An 18,413-nucleotide genomic window follows, 5' to 3' on the forward strand; every position below is an offset into this window, starting at 1 on the left:
GAATTAAAAATTATTTATTTTATATCAACTATCGCTTAAGCTGATTTACAATTCCTAGCATATCATCACTTGTTGTAATGGCCTTAGAACCCGCTTCATAAGCTCTTTGTCCTGTGATAAGATCTGTCATTTCTTCAACAAGCTGAACATTACTAAGTTCTATAAATCCATGTCTTATTGTTCCAAGCCCATCTTGTCCTGCTATACCCGCAACAGGTGCACCACTTGCTCCTGTTTCGAGATAAAGATTATCACCCATAGAATGAAGACCCGCTGGATTTATAAACTGAACTAGCTCCACTTGGCCAATTTGAGTTTCTTGTTGCTCCCCTGGTAGCATTACAGAAACGGTTCCATCTGTAGCAACATTAATTGCTGTTGCGCCTTCAGGTATTGTCATTTCAGGTAAAAGTCTATAGCCATCTGAATTTACAATATTACCTTCATTATCTTTTGTAAATTGCCCATTTCTAGTATATCCTATAGTGCCATCAGGAAGTTGTATTTGAAAAAACCCATTACCTGCAATAGCCATATCAAGACCATCAGTACTTGTTGATTTTAAATTTCCTTCAGTAAAAACTTTAGTTACCGCTGTTGGACGAACACCCACACCCACTTCTATACCCGAAGGAGAAAGAGTAGTAGCTGAAGTTGAAGTTCCTGCATACTTCATAACTTGATACATAAGATCAGCAAATTCTGCACGACTTTTCTTAAAACCTGCTGTATTAACATTGGCGATGTTATTTGAAGTAACATCAATTTGTGTTTGCTGCGCTACCATTCCTGTAGCAGCAGTATGAAGTGATCTCATCATCTTGAATCCTTTTTTATTTTATTTTAAATTATTTAACAGCTGCAAGCTTATTGATAGCTTCTTGATTTAAGTCATCCATATGAGCTGTCATAACTTTTTGATACATTTCTACCATTCTGTTTGCTTCAATCAGTCCTACCATTTCAGTAACTGGATTAACATTTGATCCCTGAGAAAAACCTTGGCGAATAGCATTGGAGTTTTTCAAATCTCTAATACGGGTTAGATCATCTATTTTATAGACATTATCCCCATCTTTTTGCAAAGCTCTTATATCATCTACTTGTGCTACAAATAATCTTGCATTTTGAGCTCCATCAACTTCAATGCTTCCGTTTTTATCAACGCTAATTTGAACAGCACCATTAGGAATGCGTATGCCAGCATTCTGAGGATTATTAAAATAATCACTACTTAATACCTTGTATCCTTGCTTATTTACCAAATAACCCTCATCATCAAGTTGAAAATTTCCATCTTTGGTTAATCTTACTTCTCCATCTTTGGTCTGAACCAAATAAAAAGCATCTTCTCTAGTCATTGCCAAATCCAAAGGATTGTTTGTGGCCTTTAAAGAACCTAGGCTAAAATCCGTATATTCTTGAGAAACTTGTGGGATTCTATCTATTGTAGTATTTACAAAACGAGATGCATCTCTTGTGTGATTTTCTATAGGCAACTCATCCTGAGTTTCTTTAAAAATCCTTTTAAAATCTGCAATAACCACATCATCTCTTTTATATCCACTTGTATTGATATTGGCAAGATTATTAGTAATCACATCAAGTTTATTAAACTGAGTTACCATTCCGCCAGTTGCTTGATAATATCCATTTTGCATATTTTCACCTATAAATTTAAGATTTTATAACTATAAAAGCAAAGAGTGTTCCAACTTTTAAAAACAAAGAAAAATAAATATTTGAAAGATTATTAGGAGAGAATTTTAAACTATAAAAAGCAAGATTTGACTCAATCTTGCTTTAAAAATCAATTTTAATCCATTTGACGACGCAAGAAAGTTGGTGTTTCAATTTGCGCCATTATCTCTTCATCGTAACCACCGCTTACCTTTTTAAGACTTAAATAAGGATTTTTCTTAGAAGCTTGAGCTTCTTCGGTAGATTTTTTAGCTACTGTATCTTTATCTTCAAACCCTGTCGCAATAATAGTTACTTCAACTCTATCTTCCATGCTATCATCTGTGGTAGAACCAAAAATAATCTTAGCATTTTCATCAACAATTTCTTGTATACTATTTGCTGCTGCCGAAATTTCAAACAAAGAGCAATTAGAACTTGTTTTAAAATGTAAAATAACTCCCTTGGCACCTTTAATATCCATTCCATCAAGCAAAGGAGATTCTATAGCGTTTGAAAGAGCCTCTTCTATAGCATTTTCACCGCTAGCACTACCAACACCCATAAGCGCGAGTCCGCGATGACTCATGATGGTTCTTACATCCGCAAAGTCAACATTAATATCTCCATTATCAAGTAAGATAGACACCATACCTTTTACAGCACGAGCTAAAATATCATCAACCAACCTAAAAGCATCTTTAATGCCTGCTTTTTTATCAATAATGCTCAATAATTTTTCATTTTGAATTACAAGAATAGAATCACTTTCTTTTTTAAGCTCAAGGAGACCGCTTTCAGCAAGTTTTTTTCTTTGTTTTCCTTCGAATGCAAAAGGCATAGTTACAACAGAAACAGTTAAAGCTCCAATCTCTTTAGCTGCTTGTGCAATAACTGGAGTGGCACCCGTTCCAGTACCTCCACCAAAACCTGAAGCAATAAATACAATATCACTTTGACTAAGACTTGCTTTTATTTCTTCAAAACTTTCTCTAGCGCTTTCTGCACCTACTTCAGGAAGCATACCAGCGCCCAAACCTTTAGTTTTTTTCTCGCCAAGTTGAATTTTAGTTTTTGCTAATGAAATTGAAATAGCTTGTGCATCAGTATTCGCTGCAATTAAATCAAGATCATTTAATCCCATTTTAACCATATGATTGATCATATTACCGCCACCGCCACCGCAGCCTATAACCTTAATTTTTGCACCTTTATTATGTTGCATTTCTTCTACTAAAAATTCACTCATAAAAATTTCTCCTTGTTAAAATTGATTCATAATTTTATGCCAGATATTTGAAAAAACACTAGGTTTTTTTTCTTTTGGCTCTTTAAAATCTAATTGTTCTTGTATTGCAATTGTATCATTTTCTTGCAAATTTTCATCAAAAAAATCAGATTTTATTTCACTTTCTGTATCTTTTTGCAAAACAATATCTTGTTTAATTTGACGATTAAAATTTTCAATTTCCCCTTTATATCTTAATTTCTCATTAGAATCAAGTTCATAAGGCGTAAAATATCCCGCTCCATATAAACAAAGTCCTATAGCACAAGTATTTTCAGGATCATTAAAAATTTCACTAAAACCAGTAATCAAATCTTTTCTTGCAGTAGCCAGTCTAACTGAGCGATTATCAAATGTTGCAGGAGCTAGCTCATCAATACCTGCTAACTTAGTCATTCCACCTGTTAAAACAACTCCGCCACCTATAGCATTGGCATAACGATTATCACTTAAGATTTTTGCCAAAATCATCAAAGTTTCTTCCGCTCTTGCATAAATTACGTTTGAAATAATATCCAAAGAAACTTCATTAACTTTTCTTTCATCACCCATTGAAGGAATTTGTATAAGGGTATTAGGCTGTTGTGAAAGAGCTGCATAATTAAGCTTGATTTTTTCTGCTTCTTTTAAAGGTGTATGCAATGCCATTGATAAATCTTGGGTGATATTAATCGAGCCAATTTGCAAACAATCATTATATCTAATTGAATTTCCAGTATGAACAACCATATCACAAATCGCTCCACCCATATCAATCAAAACAGCACCTAATTCCTTTTCGCTATCATCTAAACAAGCTATAGCTGAAGCATATCCTGAAAGAACTATATTATCCACTCTTAAATCAGCTAATTCAACTGCTTTCTTAAGATTTTTAATATGAGATTCTTGTGAAATCACTATATGGGTTGAAACTTCTAAACGATTACCACTCATTCCCAAAGGATCATCAACATGTTCAAGATCATTAACCTTAAAATTATAAGGCAAAACATGGATAATTTCATAACCACTTGGTAGATTGGCAGTATGCTTAGCTGTACTTACAGCACGATGAATTTCTTTAATGCCTATTTCATGATTTGGAATATTAACAACACCTATGCTATCAACGCTTTTAGTATAAGCACCTGATATAGACACCACAACCCTATCATAATGAACTCCGCTCATCATCTCAGCACTTCTAACAGCCTCTTCAATAGATTTAGAAGCAAGCTCTATATTGGTAATGGCACCTTTTTTAACCCCGTTGGTTTTCGACTTGGAAAAACCAATAATTTTTAATCCATCTTCATCTTTTTGAGCAATAATGGCACAAGTCTGGGTTGAGCCTAAGTCAATTCCTAATATATTCAAAATCAATTCCCTTTATAATAAATTTTTATCGGATATATCTTTTTAAGTTCATCAACAAGTTCTTGCTTAAGCTCATTTGCTTTTAAATTTTGCAAATTTTGTTCAAGCATAGTTTTGTATTGTTCAAATTTATCGGAGTTCATATCTAATTTTTGTTTATTTATTTTATATAATATTGCTTTATTGTCATTAATGACCACATAAGAACTATTTTGATCAGTATTAAATACATTCATTAAAAAATAAGCAAATTCAGAATCGTTTAATATTTTATCGCTAACCTTTACACTCTCGCGAGAACTATCTCGACTTACAAAGCCTATATCATCGCCTTTAAAATTTACTAAACTATTTTTAGCTTTTTCTTCTAAATTTTTTCTAGTTTGTTCGCTTAAATACATAGGTAAAACTTCTTCTCTAGCTTCTTCAAAAGTTTTATTTCTTATAGGATCTACTTTATTTAGTTTAACTATGATATATCCGTTATTATAAGGTGCTGGCCGTAAAACATCTCCATTTTTAGCTTTACTCAAAAGATCAATTGGATAATAAACATCAGATTCACTAATATTTTGATCTTTTTGAAAATTATCTTTCCCATTTTTTAAATCTAAAAATTTAGCATTAGCCACATTCTTTAGTTGCATTAAGGCGTAATCTTTAGCAACTTCATTTTTAGCAGACTGAAAATCCATCACTTTACCTGCAAAATCTTTATATTTTAGTTTATTTTCATCTTGATTATAAAATTTTTCTAATTCTTTGTCGTCAATTTTCTCATTGCTAACTGGCAAAAAATAAGTTGAAATTTCATATATTTTTTTAGTTTTATAATCTTCTTTATGTTCATTCCAAAGCTTTTTTAAATCCTCTTCGTTAATCTTAATATTTTTTTTGTCATAATCAATTTTTGCAATACTTAAAGCATCTTGCATAAAATAACTAGAAGCTAACATTTTTAATTCCTCATCTTTGCTAGGAATATTAAAAATTTGATTAAGTTTATCGGTAATTACTTCATTTGCAAGTTGTGTTTCATAATCTTTTGGAGCTAAATTATTGGCATTTAAAAGTTCATAATAAATTGTTTTGTTAAAATCCCCTGTAGGATCTTGAAATTCTCTAGTATTTGCAAGTTTTTGTAAAATTTCATTCTCGTTTACACCAATACCCAAATCTTTGGCAAAATTTAACAAAAGCTTATCTTCAACAAGAGAGCTTAAAGCTATATTTTTAATGCCTAGTTGCTCAGCATTTTCTGGAGTTAAAGCACCATTGCTAATTTGATTATAATAACTTAAAATTTGTCTATATCTAGTATCAAATTCGCTAAAACCTATCTTTTCATTTCCTACAGTTGCAACACTCGAACTTCTATTGAGATTAAAATCATAAGCACCCCAACCTAAAAAGCCAGCGCCAACAAAAGCTATAGTACTAACCCATATAGTAACAACAAGATATTTTTTGTGATGTTGCATCCAAGTAAGCATATCATTCCTTGATTAAATTTAAACCAGATATTGTATCGTAGAAGTGTTTAAGTGGAGTTTAATTATAAAATTTTTACCAAAAAATATTTGTTCTTTAAATTTTATGATTTTTACAATGAAATTTAGTTATAATTATAGTTTATAAAAATTTATTAGGATTGATTTTGGAAATTCCTCATATCCCAGTTTTGCTTAATGAAGTTCAAGAGATTTTTAAAAATCTTAAAACAGGTTATTTTTTAGACTGCACTTTAGGATTTGGCGGACATAGTGAAGCTTTGCTTAAAAATCATCCTGATCTTAAATTCATTGCTTGTGATCAAGATCAACAAGCTTTAGAATTTTCTAAAAAACGTCTTAAAGATTTTCGCAATAGGATAACTTTTATGCAAAGTAATTTTAGTGAAGTTTTAGAAAAAATTTCACATAAAGAAGAATTAAGAGGTATTTTAGCAGACATTGGAGTTTCTTCATTTCAGCTTGATAATAACGAAAGAGGTTTTAGTGTAAATTCTGACTTTTTGGATATGAGAATGAATCAAAACTCCAAAATATCGGCTTATGAGATTATTAATACTTATACAAAAGAGCAATTAACTTCCATTTTTAAAGATTATGGAGAATTACATGATGCACATTTTATTGCTGAAAAAATTTGCCTAGAAAGAAGTAAAAATCCAATCAAAAGTGCCAAAGAGCTTTATCAAATCATAGGAAAAGGTAAACAAAATCATAGAAAAATTTCCAAAGCTACTTTAGCATTTCAAGCCATTAGAATAGAAGTAAATCAAGAACTTAAAGTGCTTAAAGATTTTCTTGGGCATTTAGAAAATTTAAAACCAAAAAATTGCATTTTAGCTATCATTAGCTTTCATTCTTTAGAAGATAGAATAGTAAAACAATTTTTCAAAAAATGGTCAAAAAACTGCATTTGTAATGAAAAAATAATGCGTTGCGAATGTGGAAATAACCATAGCCTAGGACAAATAATAACTAAAAAAGCTATAAGTGCGAGCAAGGAAGAACTTTTAAAAAATTCTCGCTCTAGTTGTGCTAAAATGCGGGCTTTTTATTTTAATAATTTGGATAATAAATAATGCTAGAAGATGATTTTATAAAAGAACGCCAAAACATACGCCAAAAAATGCTGAAATTTTCTCGCGCCATAAATCAAGGCAAACCGCTTGATGATGATTTAAGAGATGAAATTTCTAGCGATGATATTTTAAGACGTCGTTTTAAAAAAAAGACTCCTAATAAATTCTTAGAAGAACTCGATGAAGAGTATGAGTCAAAACATACTAAAAAATCAAATATATATTTAAAAGAAGATCTAATCAATGTTAAATTAGAAGAAAAGCAATCTCTTGCTAAAAAAATTTTTTCCAAAATGAAAGAAAGAAGAAAAGGAGAAAATAAAAAAACTAAAAAAAATTTTTTATTTAGCAGAAAAAAAGCAAACGAAATAAAAAATATCCAAACCAAAACACAAATTCAAACAAAAAGCAATCAAGCTACCACTCAAACAAAACAAGAAAAAAAGGGACTTACAAATTCTATAGAAAAAATTCAAAAAACAGAAACTAAAATACAAAAACCCCTAATTATAGAAAAAAAACTAGATGTTAAAAATCAACCTAATATCAAGAAAAGTTTAGAAAATTTACAAAAAAAAATAACACCACAAGAAAATAAACAAGAACTTCCAAAACCATCTAATCAAGCTCAAGAAAAACAACAAAATGATGAAGATGCTCAAAAGGCAAAAAATATTTTACTAGAAGGCTTCTCTAATGCTACCAAAGAAGATAGAAACCTAAACTTCAATCATCTTCTTTTTGCAGCTTTACTTGTTAGTTTTGCATTATTTTTATTTGCCCCACAAATTTATATTAGAAATCAAATTTATTATCTTAGTAGAGAGATTGCTACATTAAGAACAGAAGAAAGTGTTTTAAACGAGGAAAATAAAGACTTAAAAAGAAGACTTGAAAATATGCGATTCCAAAATCAAATTTTAGATTATTTAGAATGAATAATCTTATCTAAAACATACTGCTCTAAATTTGCTTTTGGAATTTCTTCTTTTAAAGCTTCTTTATAAAATTCACCCGCCATTGTAGAGTACTTTTCATAAGCAAAATAAGGAAAGTGTAAAGCCCAGGCTTTTTGTATTATTTTTTTTGAGATTATTTTGCGAGTATAAACTTTAAAAATATCATATCCTATAAATACACAAGCAGTAACCATAACAGCGCTCACTATGCTTATATGAAAGTCAAGCTTTGTTAAAAAATAATGAGTAATCAAAAGCAATGGCAATAAAATCACAGCGCAAAAAACACCAAAATAAATATAAGAATTTAGAATTTTGAAATTAAAATTTAGCTTAGAAGGATCTACAAGCATTCCATCGTTAAAAAGTGCATTTGCCTCTAATAAATCTCTTATAAGAACAGGTTGCTCTGATACTTTAAATAAAAAACGAAGGCTAAATTCTTTAAATTTTTTCATAATCCACGCTTTATTTTTTAATTAAAATTTTATCCAAAGAAAATTAATTCCAACTAAAAAATCATTTTCATAAATAAGCACAAGTCTTTAAAGTTTTTTAGATATAATTTAAAATGTCAAATTTTTAAAAATACTTTAGAAAGAAAGCCATGAATTACTATCAAGAACTTAAAAAATACCTCAACAATAATCTTTTTACAAGCTATTCTTTAGAAATTGACTTTCCTAAGATTTATAATTTCAACGCAAATCAAAAAGCCTTTAGAGATATTTTAACTAAAATTACAAAAATTTACGACAAAAATAAATTTATAAAACAAAACGAACATCAATTTGAAGATGAATTTATATCAAAAGTATTAGAAATTTTAGGGTGGTGCTTTGTAAGACAAGATGAAAAAATCATACAAGGAAAATTGGAAAAACCTGATTTTCTACTTTTTAGCAATGACAAATTAAAATCAAAATACGAAAATTTAGACAAAGAAACAAAAAAATCAAGCAATGATTTCACAATCATTTTAGAGTCAAAAGCTTATAATATAGAAATAGACAATAAAAAAGTAAAAGACAACCCTCACTTTCAAATTCTAAGATATCTAGGCAATCTTAAGAAAAATTATGGTTTTTTAACCAATGGTAGATTTTGGCGTTTTTATGATAATTCTATACTGAATTCAAACAAAGTTTTTTACGAAATCAATCTAGAAAAAATCATTGAAGATCAAAATATTGAAGCTTTTGCGTATTTTTATAGTGTATTTAGCGCTTTTAATTTCACAGAAAAAGAAGATCATTTAGAAATAACTCTACAAAACAATAAACTTTCAAAAATCAAAATAGAAGATGATTTAAAATCTATCATTTACGGAACCAATGGAAATGAATCTTTATTTGAATTCATAGGCTCTAGAATTTACAATAAAACAAAGGCGGATTTAAAACTAATCTATGAAAATTCTTTATATTTTATCTTTAGGCTTTTATTTATTGCTTATTTTGAAGATAAATTTGAAATTATACTAGAAAAACATAAGTATTTTAAAAGTAAAATCAGTCTTAGAACCTTACTTGAAAATTTACAAGAAGATGAAAGCTCAAGTGGTGGCTTTGGAGAACTTGAAAATATTTTCAACATTTACAACAAAGGCAAAGGCAATTTTGACATGCCTGTTTTTAATGGCGGTTTGTTTGATGAGAGCAAAACCGCTCTTTTAAGCACGCCAAAAATCTTTAACGATAAAGATTTAAAATTCATTTTAAACCAATTATTAAATTTTAAAGATAAAAATCTAAGCTTTAAAAGAGATTACAAAACTTTAAGTGTAGAACATTTAGGCACGATTTATGAAGGCTTGCTTTCTTATTTTTTTGAAATAGCAAATGAAGATATTTACTATGTAAGCTATAAAGAAAAATCAAAAGAAATAGAATGTTATTTTGATAATTATGATTTCAAAATTTTAGAAAAATCAAAAAAAGTAGAAAAATACACCTTTTACAAAAAAGGACAAATTTACCTTAAAAATACTAGCAACTCAAGAAAAGCAAGCGCAAGCTTTTACACACCTCAATCCATAGCTAATTTTTTAATCCAAAGTGCTTTAAAAGACAAACTAAACAATGAAAATATTTTGAAATTTAAAATACTAGACAATGCTTGCGGTAGTGGACATTTTTTAGTTGGAGTTTTAAACGCTATTACACACATTGTTTTATCAGATTTTGATCATTTTACAAATTTAAAAGAACTTTACGAAGAAGAAAAAGAAAATATTTTAAATCATATAAAAGATTTTGTGCAAGACTATGAAGTAGATGAGAGTGATATTTTAAAACGACTTTTACTAAAACGCATTATTTATGGAGTGGATTTAAACCCTTTTAGCATAGAGCTTACTAAACTTAGCCTTTGGATAGATAGTTTTATCTTTACAACCCCACTTTCTTTTATAGAACACCACATAAAGTGCGGCAATGCTTTGATAAATTCTAACCTAAGTGATTTTAAAGATTTGATAAAACAAAACTCAAGCAACCTTTTTACAAATTCCATAACACAAGAATTTGAAATTTTACAAGAAGTATTTGAAAAACTTGACAATCTAAAAGATACCAACGAAGAACAAATCAAACAATCTAAACAAATCTATCAAAATGAAATCACACCAAAACTTAAGAAACTAAATTTATATCTAAACTATATCAACACGCTTCATTTTGTCAACAAAGAAGAATTACAAATTCTAAAAGCCCTAAGTCAAGATGATATACAAAATTTAAGCCAAAATGAACAAGCAAAAGCTGTCATTAGCAAATATCAAAAAGAATTTAATTTCTTTAACTATGAGTTAGAATTTCCTGAAATCGTAGAAAATCAAGTCTTTAAAGGCTTTGATATCATCATAGGTAATCCACCTTGGGATAAAACTAAATTTAGTGACGATGATTTCTTTCCGCAATATAAAAGCGATTATAGAAGCTTAATCGCTAGCAAGAAAAAAGAAATTCAAGACAATTTGCTAGCGAAAGATTATATAAAGCAAAATTATGAAAAACAAAAAGCATATATAAATGATTTAAGCGAGTATTATAAAAAAGCTTATCCTTTAAACAAAGGCAGTGGAGATGGAAATTTATTTCGTCTTTTTGTAGAAAAAAATCTTTCTCTTTTAAAACAAGATGGAAATTTAGCTTATGTACTTCCTAGTGCTTTGATGTTTGAAGATGGAAGCTTAACTTTAAGAAAAGAAATTTTAGAAAATAAAACTTTAGAATATTTTTATAGTTTTGAAAATAGACAAGCTATATTTGCTGATGTGCATAAAAGCTATAAATTTGCTCTTATGCAAGTAAAAAACACACAAGCAAATCACACTCACAAAATCAAAACGATGTTTTATAAAACAGATATGAACCCATTAAAAAACAAAGATGAAATTTTAACTCTAAGTTTAAAAGATATCAAAAAACTAAGCCCAACTCACCTAGCTTTAATGGAGTTAAAAGACAAACAGGCTTTAGAAATTCTAAGAAAATGCTACAATGCTTTTCAAAACTTGTCTTTTGATTATATAGATTTTGTAAATGAACTTCATATGACAAATGATAAAGATTTGTTTATAGAAGAGTTTAGGGAAGGACTTTTGCCTTTATTTGAAGGCAAAATGATACATCAGTTTGATACAAATTTTAGCCAAGCTACTTATTTTTTAGAAAAGGCTAAATTTGACGAGCGATTAAAAAGCAAAGAACTTTCAAGAGCTAAAAAAGCTACTGGGAAAGAATTAAATCCTAAATTGATAAAATACGATAGAGAATTTTTTAGACTTGGATATAGAACTATTGCAAGCGATACAAATGAAAGAACCTTGATAGCTTCTTTATTGCCAAAAAATTGCGGGTGCGGAAATAGTGTTTATTCTAATATTCCGAAACAATATATTGTAAAAGATGATGCAATTTGCATGGATATAGTGCCTTATGAAAGAATTTTATTTGTTTTGGCTTTGTTTAATTCTTTAGTGGTTGATTTTATCATAAGAAATATGGTGCAAATCAATGTAAGCAAAACCTATCTAGAAAGAATTCCTCTGCCTCAACCAAGTGATGAAGAAATTCAAAACAATGAAATTTATAAAACCCTCGCTAAAAATGCTTTGCTTTTACAGCTTTACAATGATAAAAATCATCATTTTGATGAGCTAAAACAAGAATTTAATATAAAAAATGAAGAAATTCCAAAAACTAAAAAGGCTTATGATATCTTAAGAGCAAAAAATGATTTATTGGTTAAAAAACTTTATGATTTAAGTGATGATGAATTTTCTTACATGATAAGCACTTTTAAAGTTTTAAATGAAAAGCAAAGTGAATATACAACCTTGCTAAAAACTATATAAATGAAAGATTTATATAGTTTTTAAAATTTAATTTTTACCGATAAGTTCTTCTGTGATTCTAGCGATTTCTAATTCTTCATCTGTAGGAATAACAAGCACTTTAAGTTTAGAATTTGCATGATTTATCATTCTTTCGCCCGAAATCCTTTGTTTGTTAAGTTCAAAATCTAACTCGATACCAAGATGAGCTAATCTCTCGCATACTTTTTGTCGAACCAAACTATCATTTTCTCCTATACCACCTGTAAAAATAATAGCATCGGTTTTTGGCAACACAGCAAAGTAGGATCCTATATATTTAACAAGACGATAACAAAACATATCAAGAGCCAAGCGTGCTTTATCATTACCTTGTTCTATCTCTCTTTCTATATCTCTAAAATCATTATAACCGCAAATTCCATATACTCCACTTTTTTTATTCATCAGTGTATCTATTTCTTCTATAGTTAAACCCTTAAGATGACTAACAAAAGGTAAAATAGCAGGGTCTAAATCTCCACAACGCGTTCCCATAATAAGTCCTTCAAGTGGAGTAAAGCCCATAGAAGTATCCATACTCTTACCTTTTTCTATAGCACATACACTTGCACCATTTCCAAGATGAGCAGAGATGACATTTAATTCATTTTGATCTTTTTGAAGAAATTTTGCCGCTCTAGAACTAACATAAGCATGAGAAGTCCCATGAAAACCATATCTTCTAATATTATGCTTATCATAAAAATCATAAGGCAAAGCATACATATAAGCAAAATCAGGCATAGTGCGATGAAAAGCTGTATCAAAAATAGCTGCATTAGCAACACTAGGTGCAGCTTTGATCATTGTTTTTATACCTGCTAAATGGGCAGGATTATGCAAAGGAGCAAAAATACTAACCCTATCTATCTCTTTAAGAACATAATCATCTACTAAACAATGCTCACTTAAATTTCTTCCCCCGTGAACTATACGATGACCACAGCCATCAAGAGCATTTAAATCTGCTAAAATTCCTGATTCTTTAAAAAGCTCGTTGACTATACTAAGTCCTTCTTCGTGATTATTTATTGTTAATTCTCTTTCAAAACTTTCGTTATTTAAAGTATTTTTTAATACAACCTTTGAATTTTGCTCTCCAATTTTTTCTACCAATCCACTGGCTTTAACGATTTTATTATCAAAAAATTTAAATTTAATCGATGAAGAACCTGAATTTAAAACTAAAATTTTCATTTATTATTCCTTTCTATTGAGCTTGTATAGCACTTAAAATAACAGTATCTACAATATCATCTACCAAACATCCACGACTTAAATCATTAACAGGTTTTTTAAGACCTTGCAAAATAGGACCGATTGCTAAAGCATTAGCAGTTCTTTGAACTGCTTTGTAACAAATATTTGCTGCGTTAAGATCAGGAAAAATATATACATTTGCATGGCCTGCTATCTTAGAATTTGGCATTTTCTTTGCTGCAGTCTTTGGATCATAAGCGCAATCAAACTGCATAGGACCATCTATATTTAACTCAGGGTATTTTTCTTTAGCAATCTTTAATGCTTCTTTTACAAGATCTACGCTTTCCCCTTTACCACTATCGCCACTAGAATAAGAAAGCAAAGCTATTCTTGGTTCAAGTCCAAAAGATTTAGCAGTCATAGCACTTACATAAGCACTAGTTGCAAGCTGTTCGGCAGTTGGACTTGGATTTACAGCACAATCAGCAAAAGCTAAAACTTGATCTTCAAGCCCCATAAAGAAAATTCCTGAAACGGAACTAATACCTTCTTTGGTTTTAATAAGCTGTAATGCTGGGCGAATCGTTTCAGCTGTAGTAGTTGATGCTCCACTAACCATAGCATCAGCTTTTCCAGTATGTATAAGCAAAGTTCCAAAATAAGTTTTATCCTGAACTAGCATCTTAGCCTCTTCTAAACTCATGCCTTTAGATTTTCTTGCTTCATAAAGAATAGAAGTAAATTCTTGATTATATTCTGAATTAAGTGGATTCATAATTTGCATAGCACTTAAATCAAGACTTAATCTAGTAGCATCTTGTTTGATTTTTTCTTCATCGCCCAATAAAATAAGATCAACAACTTTACTTTTTAATAAAATTTCAGCAGCTTTTAAAATTCTCTCATCATTACTTTCTGGCAAAACAACGGTTTTTTTATTTTTTATACTTTGTTTGATTAATTCATATTTAAAACGATGAGGAGTTATAAAATCATATTCTTTAAGTTTTTGCACTTCTTCAAAATTAAAATTTTCATTAATCAAAACATAATTACGACCATCTAGAGCATGATCAAAATATTTTTGAGCTATAAGTTTATCTTCATCGTTAATAATAGCAGCGATAGGGGTATTAAGATTTTTAGCCAATTTTATACTAAGATCAAATCCATCAAGTATTCCAAATTCGCAAAAACTATTTACAAGCACAAAATCGTATTTGCGTTTTAACTCTTCGTATTCTTCTAAAATAACATTAAAAAAATTATGAGGATCTTTGCTAAATTCCTCCATTGCCTCTCTAAAGGTAAAACCATAAGCGCTTTTTACGGTTTGATTGATATTAAATTCTTCCAACCAACCCTGCAAAACAGGAACGCGATGTATGTATATCACAGGGCAATAAATTGCGATATTTTTGTAAATTTTGCTATAATTTTTAAGCAAATTTGTACTAATAATAGTATTTAACTCATCACTTCTAGATCTCATCAAATAAAGATTTGCCATCATTTTCTCCTTGAATTTATAAATGTGGAACACTCTTTGCTTTTTCTAATTTTAACAAAGAAAAATAAAAATTCATATTTTAAAGGACGAAAATGAAAAAAGTTTTATTTTATGTGTTACCGTTTGCATTTTTTGGTTGTTCTGCAACGGTTGATCCGCAAATTTCAATGAAACCACCTGCTTATGTAGAAGAACTTGCACCAAAACAAAGCAATAATGTAGAAAGTGCACCAGGATCGCTTTTTGGCAAAGGGGATAATCCTTTATTTTCAGATAAAAAAGCTATGAATGTAAATGATTTAGTTACAGTTGTTATACAAGAAAGTACCACTCAAAGCACACAAGCTAATAAAGCAACAAGTAGAACTAATACCTCAAATTTAGGCGGAGGTGCTTTAACAGGAAGTTCAGGAGTGGTAGCTAATGCTCTTAATAAAGTCAATGCTTATTCTAATATAGGCTTTCAAACCAATAGTTCAAACAACTACACAGGAACAGGCTCACAAAGTAGAAATGAAAGTTTCAATACTACAATTTCAACACGTGTAATTAAAATTTTATCAAATGGTAATTATTTTATCGAAGGTTCAAGAGAGCTTTTAATCAACGGAGAGAAGCAAATCATACAATTAAGCGGTGTTATTCGTCCTTATGACATCGGTCAAGACAATACTATAGATAGTAAATATATAGCAGATGCTAAAATTCTATATAAAACAGAAGGAGAAGTGGATAGAAGCACAAGAAAACCTTGGGGTAGTAAAGTTATAGAAGCGATATGGCCATTCTAAAAGCAAGGTTAAACCTTGCTTTTAGGCTTTTATTCTTTTACAGCCCTACTTTTAACCTCATCTTCAACTTCAGCTAAAAATCTATCTACAAGTTCACTTTCTTTTAATTTAGCTACAACTTCACCATGTCTTATGACAAGTCCTTGATTTTTCCCAAAGGCTATAGCCACATCAGCGCCCTTGGCTTCGCCTAAAGCATTTACCACACAACCCATGACACTGATGTTTAAAGGTTCTTTTATATGCTTGGTTTTTTCCTCTACGATTTTAATCGCACTTAACAAATCACTTTGAATCCTACCGCAAGTTGGACATGAAATAATATTTACTCCGCTTTTTTGTACTCCGCTATCTTGCAAAATTGCTCTTGCTACACGAATTTCTTCTTCAAGCTCACCCGTCATAGAAACACGCATAGTATCGCCTATACCTTTAAGAAGTAAATTTCCTAAAGCTATAGAACTTTTTACAGTGCTATGAAATTTAGTTCCTGCTTCAGTTACCCCTAAGTGAAAAGGATAATCACAAAGCGGTCTTAATCTCTCATAAGCTTCTATAGTTTTTTGAGCATCTGAAGTCTTCATGGAAATTTTAATATCAAAAAAGTCTAAATCCTCTAAAAGCTTGATATTATACATCGCACTTTCTAGCATGGCATCGACACCATAACCAAATTTATCACTAAATTGTTTTTCTATGGAGCCGTGATTTACACCGATGCGTATAGGGATACCCCGTTCTTTACATGCTTTTACCACTTCTTTAATATTTTCTTTAGAGCCTATATTGCCAGGATTTATACGCACGCCATCGATAAATTCAGCACAATATACAGCCAAATTATGATTAAAATGAATATCTACGATTAAAGGTAGAGGACTTTTAGCTTTAATCTCTTTTAAAGCCCTTGCATCAGCCATATCCAAGCACGCCAAACGCACTATGTTTGCTCCTGCAAAATAAAGACGATTGATTTGTTCTAAAGAACCTTCTATATCTCTTGTTTTAGTAAAAAGCATAGATTGAACTGAAATGGGTGCATCACCGCCTATTAAAACATTTCCTACTTTGATTTGTCTGGTTTTAAATCTTTTATACTCCATAACTTCACTCTTTGAAAAATTTTAATATCAAATTTTAACTTTTTATTGCTTTAATTAAAGTTTATTTTTGATAATATATTTAAATTTCATGACATTTAAATATTTATGAATTATATATAAATTAAATACAATTAAAAGAGGTTATATGCAAAATCTTTTACTCTATATAAAAAATAACCTAACTCCAACCCTAGCTCAAATTCTTTTACAAGCTTTAAAAAATTCGAATAATGAAAAATTTTTTACCTTTGTTTTGAAAAATATTGAAACAATTTGCACTTGGCTCAATTCTAACGAATTTAGGGATAGATATTTATCAACAAAACATCCTTATCCACCTTTAATCAATCCTAATTTTATAGAAATAGATTCTAGTCGACATTGCGCAGAATTAGCTTGGGATTTAAATTTACCCCTACCTAAACACTATAAATTTATCTATATTTCTCCACATGGCGTTGGAGCAGCAGCATTTTTAAGATACCTTAATCAATGTTGCGATGTAACTTGTTTTGCCTCCTGGGTTTTACCACCTGATAGCAAAGAGAGATATTGTATTAATTACATGTGTCTAAATGATAATACAATTGCTCAATATGCTATTAATATATCAGAAATTAATCTACCTTATTTTGATAAATATCTATCTTTATTAGATTTTAATTCTAAGATTATTTGCGGAGTTCGAGATCCAATAGGACTTTTAAAGCATAGCTGGGGAAGAGATTGGAGTAAAGTTTTAAGAAACTATCCCCCTGAATTTAATCTAACTTATGATTGGCGTTATTACATCAACTATCTTACTCATCAAAATCATAAAATTAAAATCGATATAAATGAACTACAACAAGGAGTTTTTATCATCTCTTATTTATTAAAATATTTTAACAAAGACAATGTATACTATCTTGATATGGAAGAAATCCGCCAATCAAAGGCCTTCGATACCATGAATTTACTTGCTATAAATTTTAATTTTATCCCCCCCCCATAAAGATAAATTAGATTTATTTAAAATTAAAGAATTTAGAGGTTATATTCGCTATCTTTTTCCTATTACACTTTATGCAAATTCTAAAGATATTAATAACACCTTTTATCTCAATACTCCTAAAAATAATAAAAATTTCAATATTGATAGAACTTCTAGCATTCCCATAATTTTAGACAGAAAACATATCAATCATGAAAAAATAGACATAATACAAGAAATTATAAAAAACGACCTATGTAATGATATGGGTGTATATATTGATAAAAATGATTTTAAGCAATTAGAACAAAACAATCTTTTATTTTCAACAATTAAACATTATTTGTATGATTTTTTATATCAAATTAAAATAACCATAGATGAAACAGAATCAAAAATGATGAAAGAAAAAGATGTAATAGATTATTTTATAAAAAATAAATCACTTATTTACACTTTTTTTAATATATTTGAAAATGAACTAAATCATTTAAAACAAACACATCCTCATATTATTGATTCTTGGAAATATTATAAAGAATTTGAAAAAATATACAAAGATAAATAATCATATCA

Annotated in this window: 13 protein-coding genes and 1 pseudogene; 5 read left to right on the forward strand and 9 right to left on the reverse strand. The window is 29.6% G+C overall.

Features of this window, described 5'->3' with window-relative positions; genetic code table 11:
- Positions 1-28: 28 nt before the first annotated feature.
- The 5 genes from flgG to AJ882_RS05315 all read right to left on the reverse strand — a co-directional run bounded on the left by flgG (position 29) and on the right by AJ882_RS05315 (position 5,820).
- Positions 29-820: a flagellar basal-body rod protein FlgG gene (gene flgG, locus AJ882_RS05295; RefSeq protein ID WP_002852142.1), complete on the reverse strand. Its 792-nt coding sequence runs from the start codon at positions 818-820 to the stop codon at positions 29-31.
- A gap of 28 nt (positions 821-848) precedes the next feature.
- Entirely contained in the window at positions 849-1,661 is an 813-nt protein-coding gene (locus AJ882_RS05300) for a flagellar hook-basal body protein (RefSeq protein WP_002852052.1), read from the reverse strand.
- Positions 1,662-1,816: 155 nt separating this feature from the next.
- A complete protein-coding gene (gene ftsZ / locus AJ882_RS05305) occupies positions 1,817-2,929 on the reverse strand; it encodes a cell division protein FtsZ (protein WP_002852071.1) in 1,113 nt (370 codons plus the stop codon).
- 15 nt (positions 2,930-2,944) lie between these two features.
- Positions 2,945-4,333, reverse strand: a complete 1,389-nt coding sequence (gene ftsA, locus AJ882_RS05310) for a cell division protein FtsA (RefSeq protein ID WP_002859607.1) — start codon at positions 4,331-4,333, stop codon at positions 2,945-2,947.
- Positions 4,330-5,820, reverse strand: a complete 1,491-nt coding sequence (locus AJ882_RS05315; protein WP_002867632.1) for a peptidylprolyl isomerase — start codon at positions 5,818-5,820, stop codon at positions 4,330-4,332. The genes ftsA and AJ882_RS05315 overlap by 4 nt, the downstream gene beginning before the upstream one ends.
- A 158-nt stretch (positions 5,821-5,978) precedes the next feature.
- Between AJ882_RS05315 and rsmH the strand changes: the two genes are divergently transcribed.
- Positions 5,979-6,917, forward strand: a complete 939-nt coding sequence (gene rsmH / locus AJ882_RS05320; protein ID WP_079254349.1) for a 16S rRNA (cytosine(1402)-N(4))-methyltransferase RsmH — start codon at positions 5,979-5,981, stop codon at positions 6,915-6,917.
- On the forward strand, positions 6,917-7,855 hold the full coding sequence (locus tag AJ882_RS05325; protein ID WP_002867634.1) for a hypothetical protein: 939 nt from the start codon (positions 6,917-6,919) through the stop codon (positions 7,853-7,855). Before rsmH ends, AJ882_RS05325 begins: the two co-directional genes overlap by 1 nt.
- On the opposite strand, the gene AJ882_RS05330 is transcribed toward AJ882_RS05325, so the two are convergent.
- Entirely contained in the window at positions 7,843-8,334 is a 492-nt protein-coding gene (locus tag AJ882_RS05330; protein ID WP_002852223.1) for a hypothetical protein, read from the reverse strand. The genes AJ882_RS05325 and AJ882_RS05330 overlap by 13 nt on opposite strands.
- A 149-nt stretch (positions 8,335-8,483) precedes the next feature.
- On the opposite strand from AJ882_RS05330, the gene AJ882_RS05335 reads away from it, so the two are divergent.
- Positions 8,484-12,236: an Eco57I restriction-modification methylase domain-containing protein gene (locus AJ882_RS05335; protein ID WP_011049761.1), complete on the forward strand. Its 3,753-nt coding sequence runs from the start codon at positions 8,484-8,486 to the stop codon at positions 12,234-12,236.
- Between the two features lie 27 nt (positions 12,237-12,263).
- On the opposite strand, the gene AJ882_RS05340 is transcribed toward AJ882_RS05335, so the two are convergent.
- Complete coding sequence (locus AJ882_RS05340) at positions 12,264-13,454, reverse strand: acetate kinase (RefSeq protein ID WP_002864740.1); 1,191 nt, start codon at positions 13,452-13,454, stop codon at positions 12,264-12,266.
- 13 nt (positions 13,455-13,467) lie between these two features.
- Positions 13,468-14,973, reverse strand: a complete 1,506-nt coding sequence (pta, locus tag AJ882_RS05345; RefSeq protein WP_002864739.1) for a phosphate acetyltransferase — start codon at positions 14,971-14,973, stop codon at positions 13,468-13,470.
- Between the two features lie 89 nt (positions 14,974-15,062).
- On the opposite strand from pta, the gene flgH reads away from it, so the two are divergent.
- The gene (gene flgH, locus AJ882_RS05350; protein ID WP_002864738.1) at positions 15,063-15,761 is read left to right on the forward strand and encodes a flagellar basal body L-ring protein FlgH; all 699 of its coding nucleotides are present in this window, start codon (positions 15,063-15,065) and stop codon (positions 15,759-15,761) included.
- Positions 15,762-15,790: 29 nt separating this feature from the next.
- On the opposite strand, the gene ispG is transcribed toward flgH, so the two are convergent.
- Positions 15,791-16,864, reverse strand: coding sequence for a flavodoxin-dependent (E)-4-hydroxy-3-methylbut-2-enyl-diphosphate synthase (gene ispG, locus AJ882_RS05355; protein WP_002854766.1), 1,074 nt, complete (start codon positions 16,862-16,864; stop codon positions 15,791-15,793).
- A 145-nt stretch (positions 16,865-17,009) separates the two neighbouring features.
- On the opposite strand from ispG, the pseudogene AJ882_RS05360 reads away from it, so the two are divergent.
- Positions 17,010-18,405, forward strand: a pseudogene (locus AJ882_RS05360) (DUF2972 domain-containing protein).
- Positions 18,406-18,413: the final 8 nt, after the last annotated feature.

Origin of the sequence: Campylobacter sp. BCW_6461 (genome assembly GCF_001762735.1) — a bacterium.
Lineage (GTDB): Bacteria > Campylobacterota > Campylobacteria > Campylobacterales > Campylobacteraceae > Campylobacter_D > Campylobacter_D jejuni.

Excerpts from the sequence above, each read along its gene's own strand:
- ftsZ (WP_002852071.1), bottom strand. The coding sequence starts at position 2,929 with ATGAGTGAATTTTTAGTAGAAGAAATGCAACATAATAAAGGTGCAAAA.
- AJ882_RS05335 (WP_011049761.1), top strand. The coding sequence starts at position 8,484 with ATGAATTACTATCAAGAACTTAAAAAATACCTCAACAATAATCTTTTT.
- AJ882_RS05300 (WP_002852052.1), bottom strand. The coding sequence starts at position 1,661 with ATGCAAAATGGATATTATCAAGCAACTGGCGGAATGGTAACTCAGTTT.
- AJ882_RS05315 (WP_002867632.1), bottom strand. The coding sequence starts at position 5,820 with ATGCTTACTTGGATGCAACATCACAAAAAATATCTTGTTGTTACTATA.
- AJ882_RS05325 (WP_002867634.1), top strand. The coding sequence starts at position 6,917 with ATGCTAGAAGATGATTTTATAAAAGAACGCCAAAACATACGCCAAAAA.
- ispG (WP_002854766.1), bottom strand. The coding sequence starts at position 16,864 with ATGGAGTATAAAAGATTTAAAACCAGACAAATCAAAGTAGGAAATGTT.
- flgG (WP_002852142.1), bottom strand. The coding sequence starts at position 820 with ATGATGAGATCACTTCATACTGCTGCTACAGGAATGGTAGCGCAGCAA.
- flgH (WP_002864738.1), top strand. The coding sequence starts at position 15,063 with ATGAAAAAAGTTTTATTTTATGTGTTACCGTTTGCATTTTTTGGTTGT.
- pta (WP_002864739.1), bottom strand. The coding sequence starts at position 14,973 with ATGATGGCAAATCTTTATTTGATGAGATCTAGAAGTGATGAGTTAAAT.
- AJ882_RS05340 (WP_002864740.1), bottom strand. The coding sequence starts at position 13,454 with ATGAAAATTTTAGTTTTAAATTCAGGTTCTTCATCGATTAAATTTAAA.
- AJ882_RS05330 (WP_002852223.1), bottom strand. The coding sequence starts at position 8,334 with ATGAAAAAATTTAAAGAATTTAGCCTTCGTTTTTTATTTAAAGTATCA.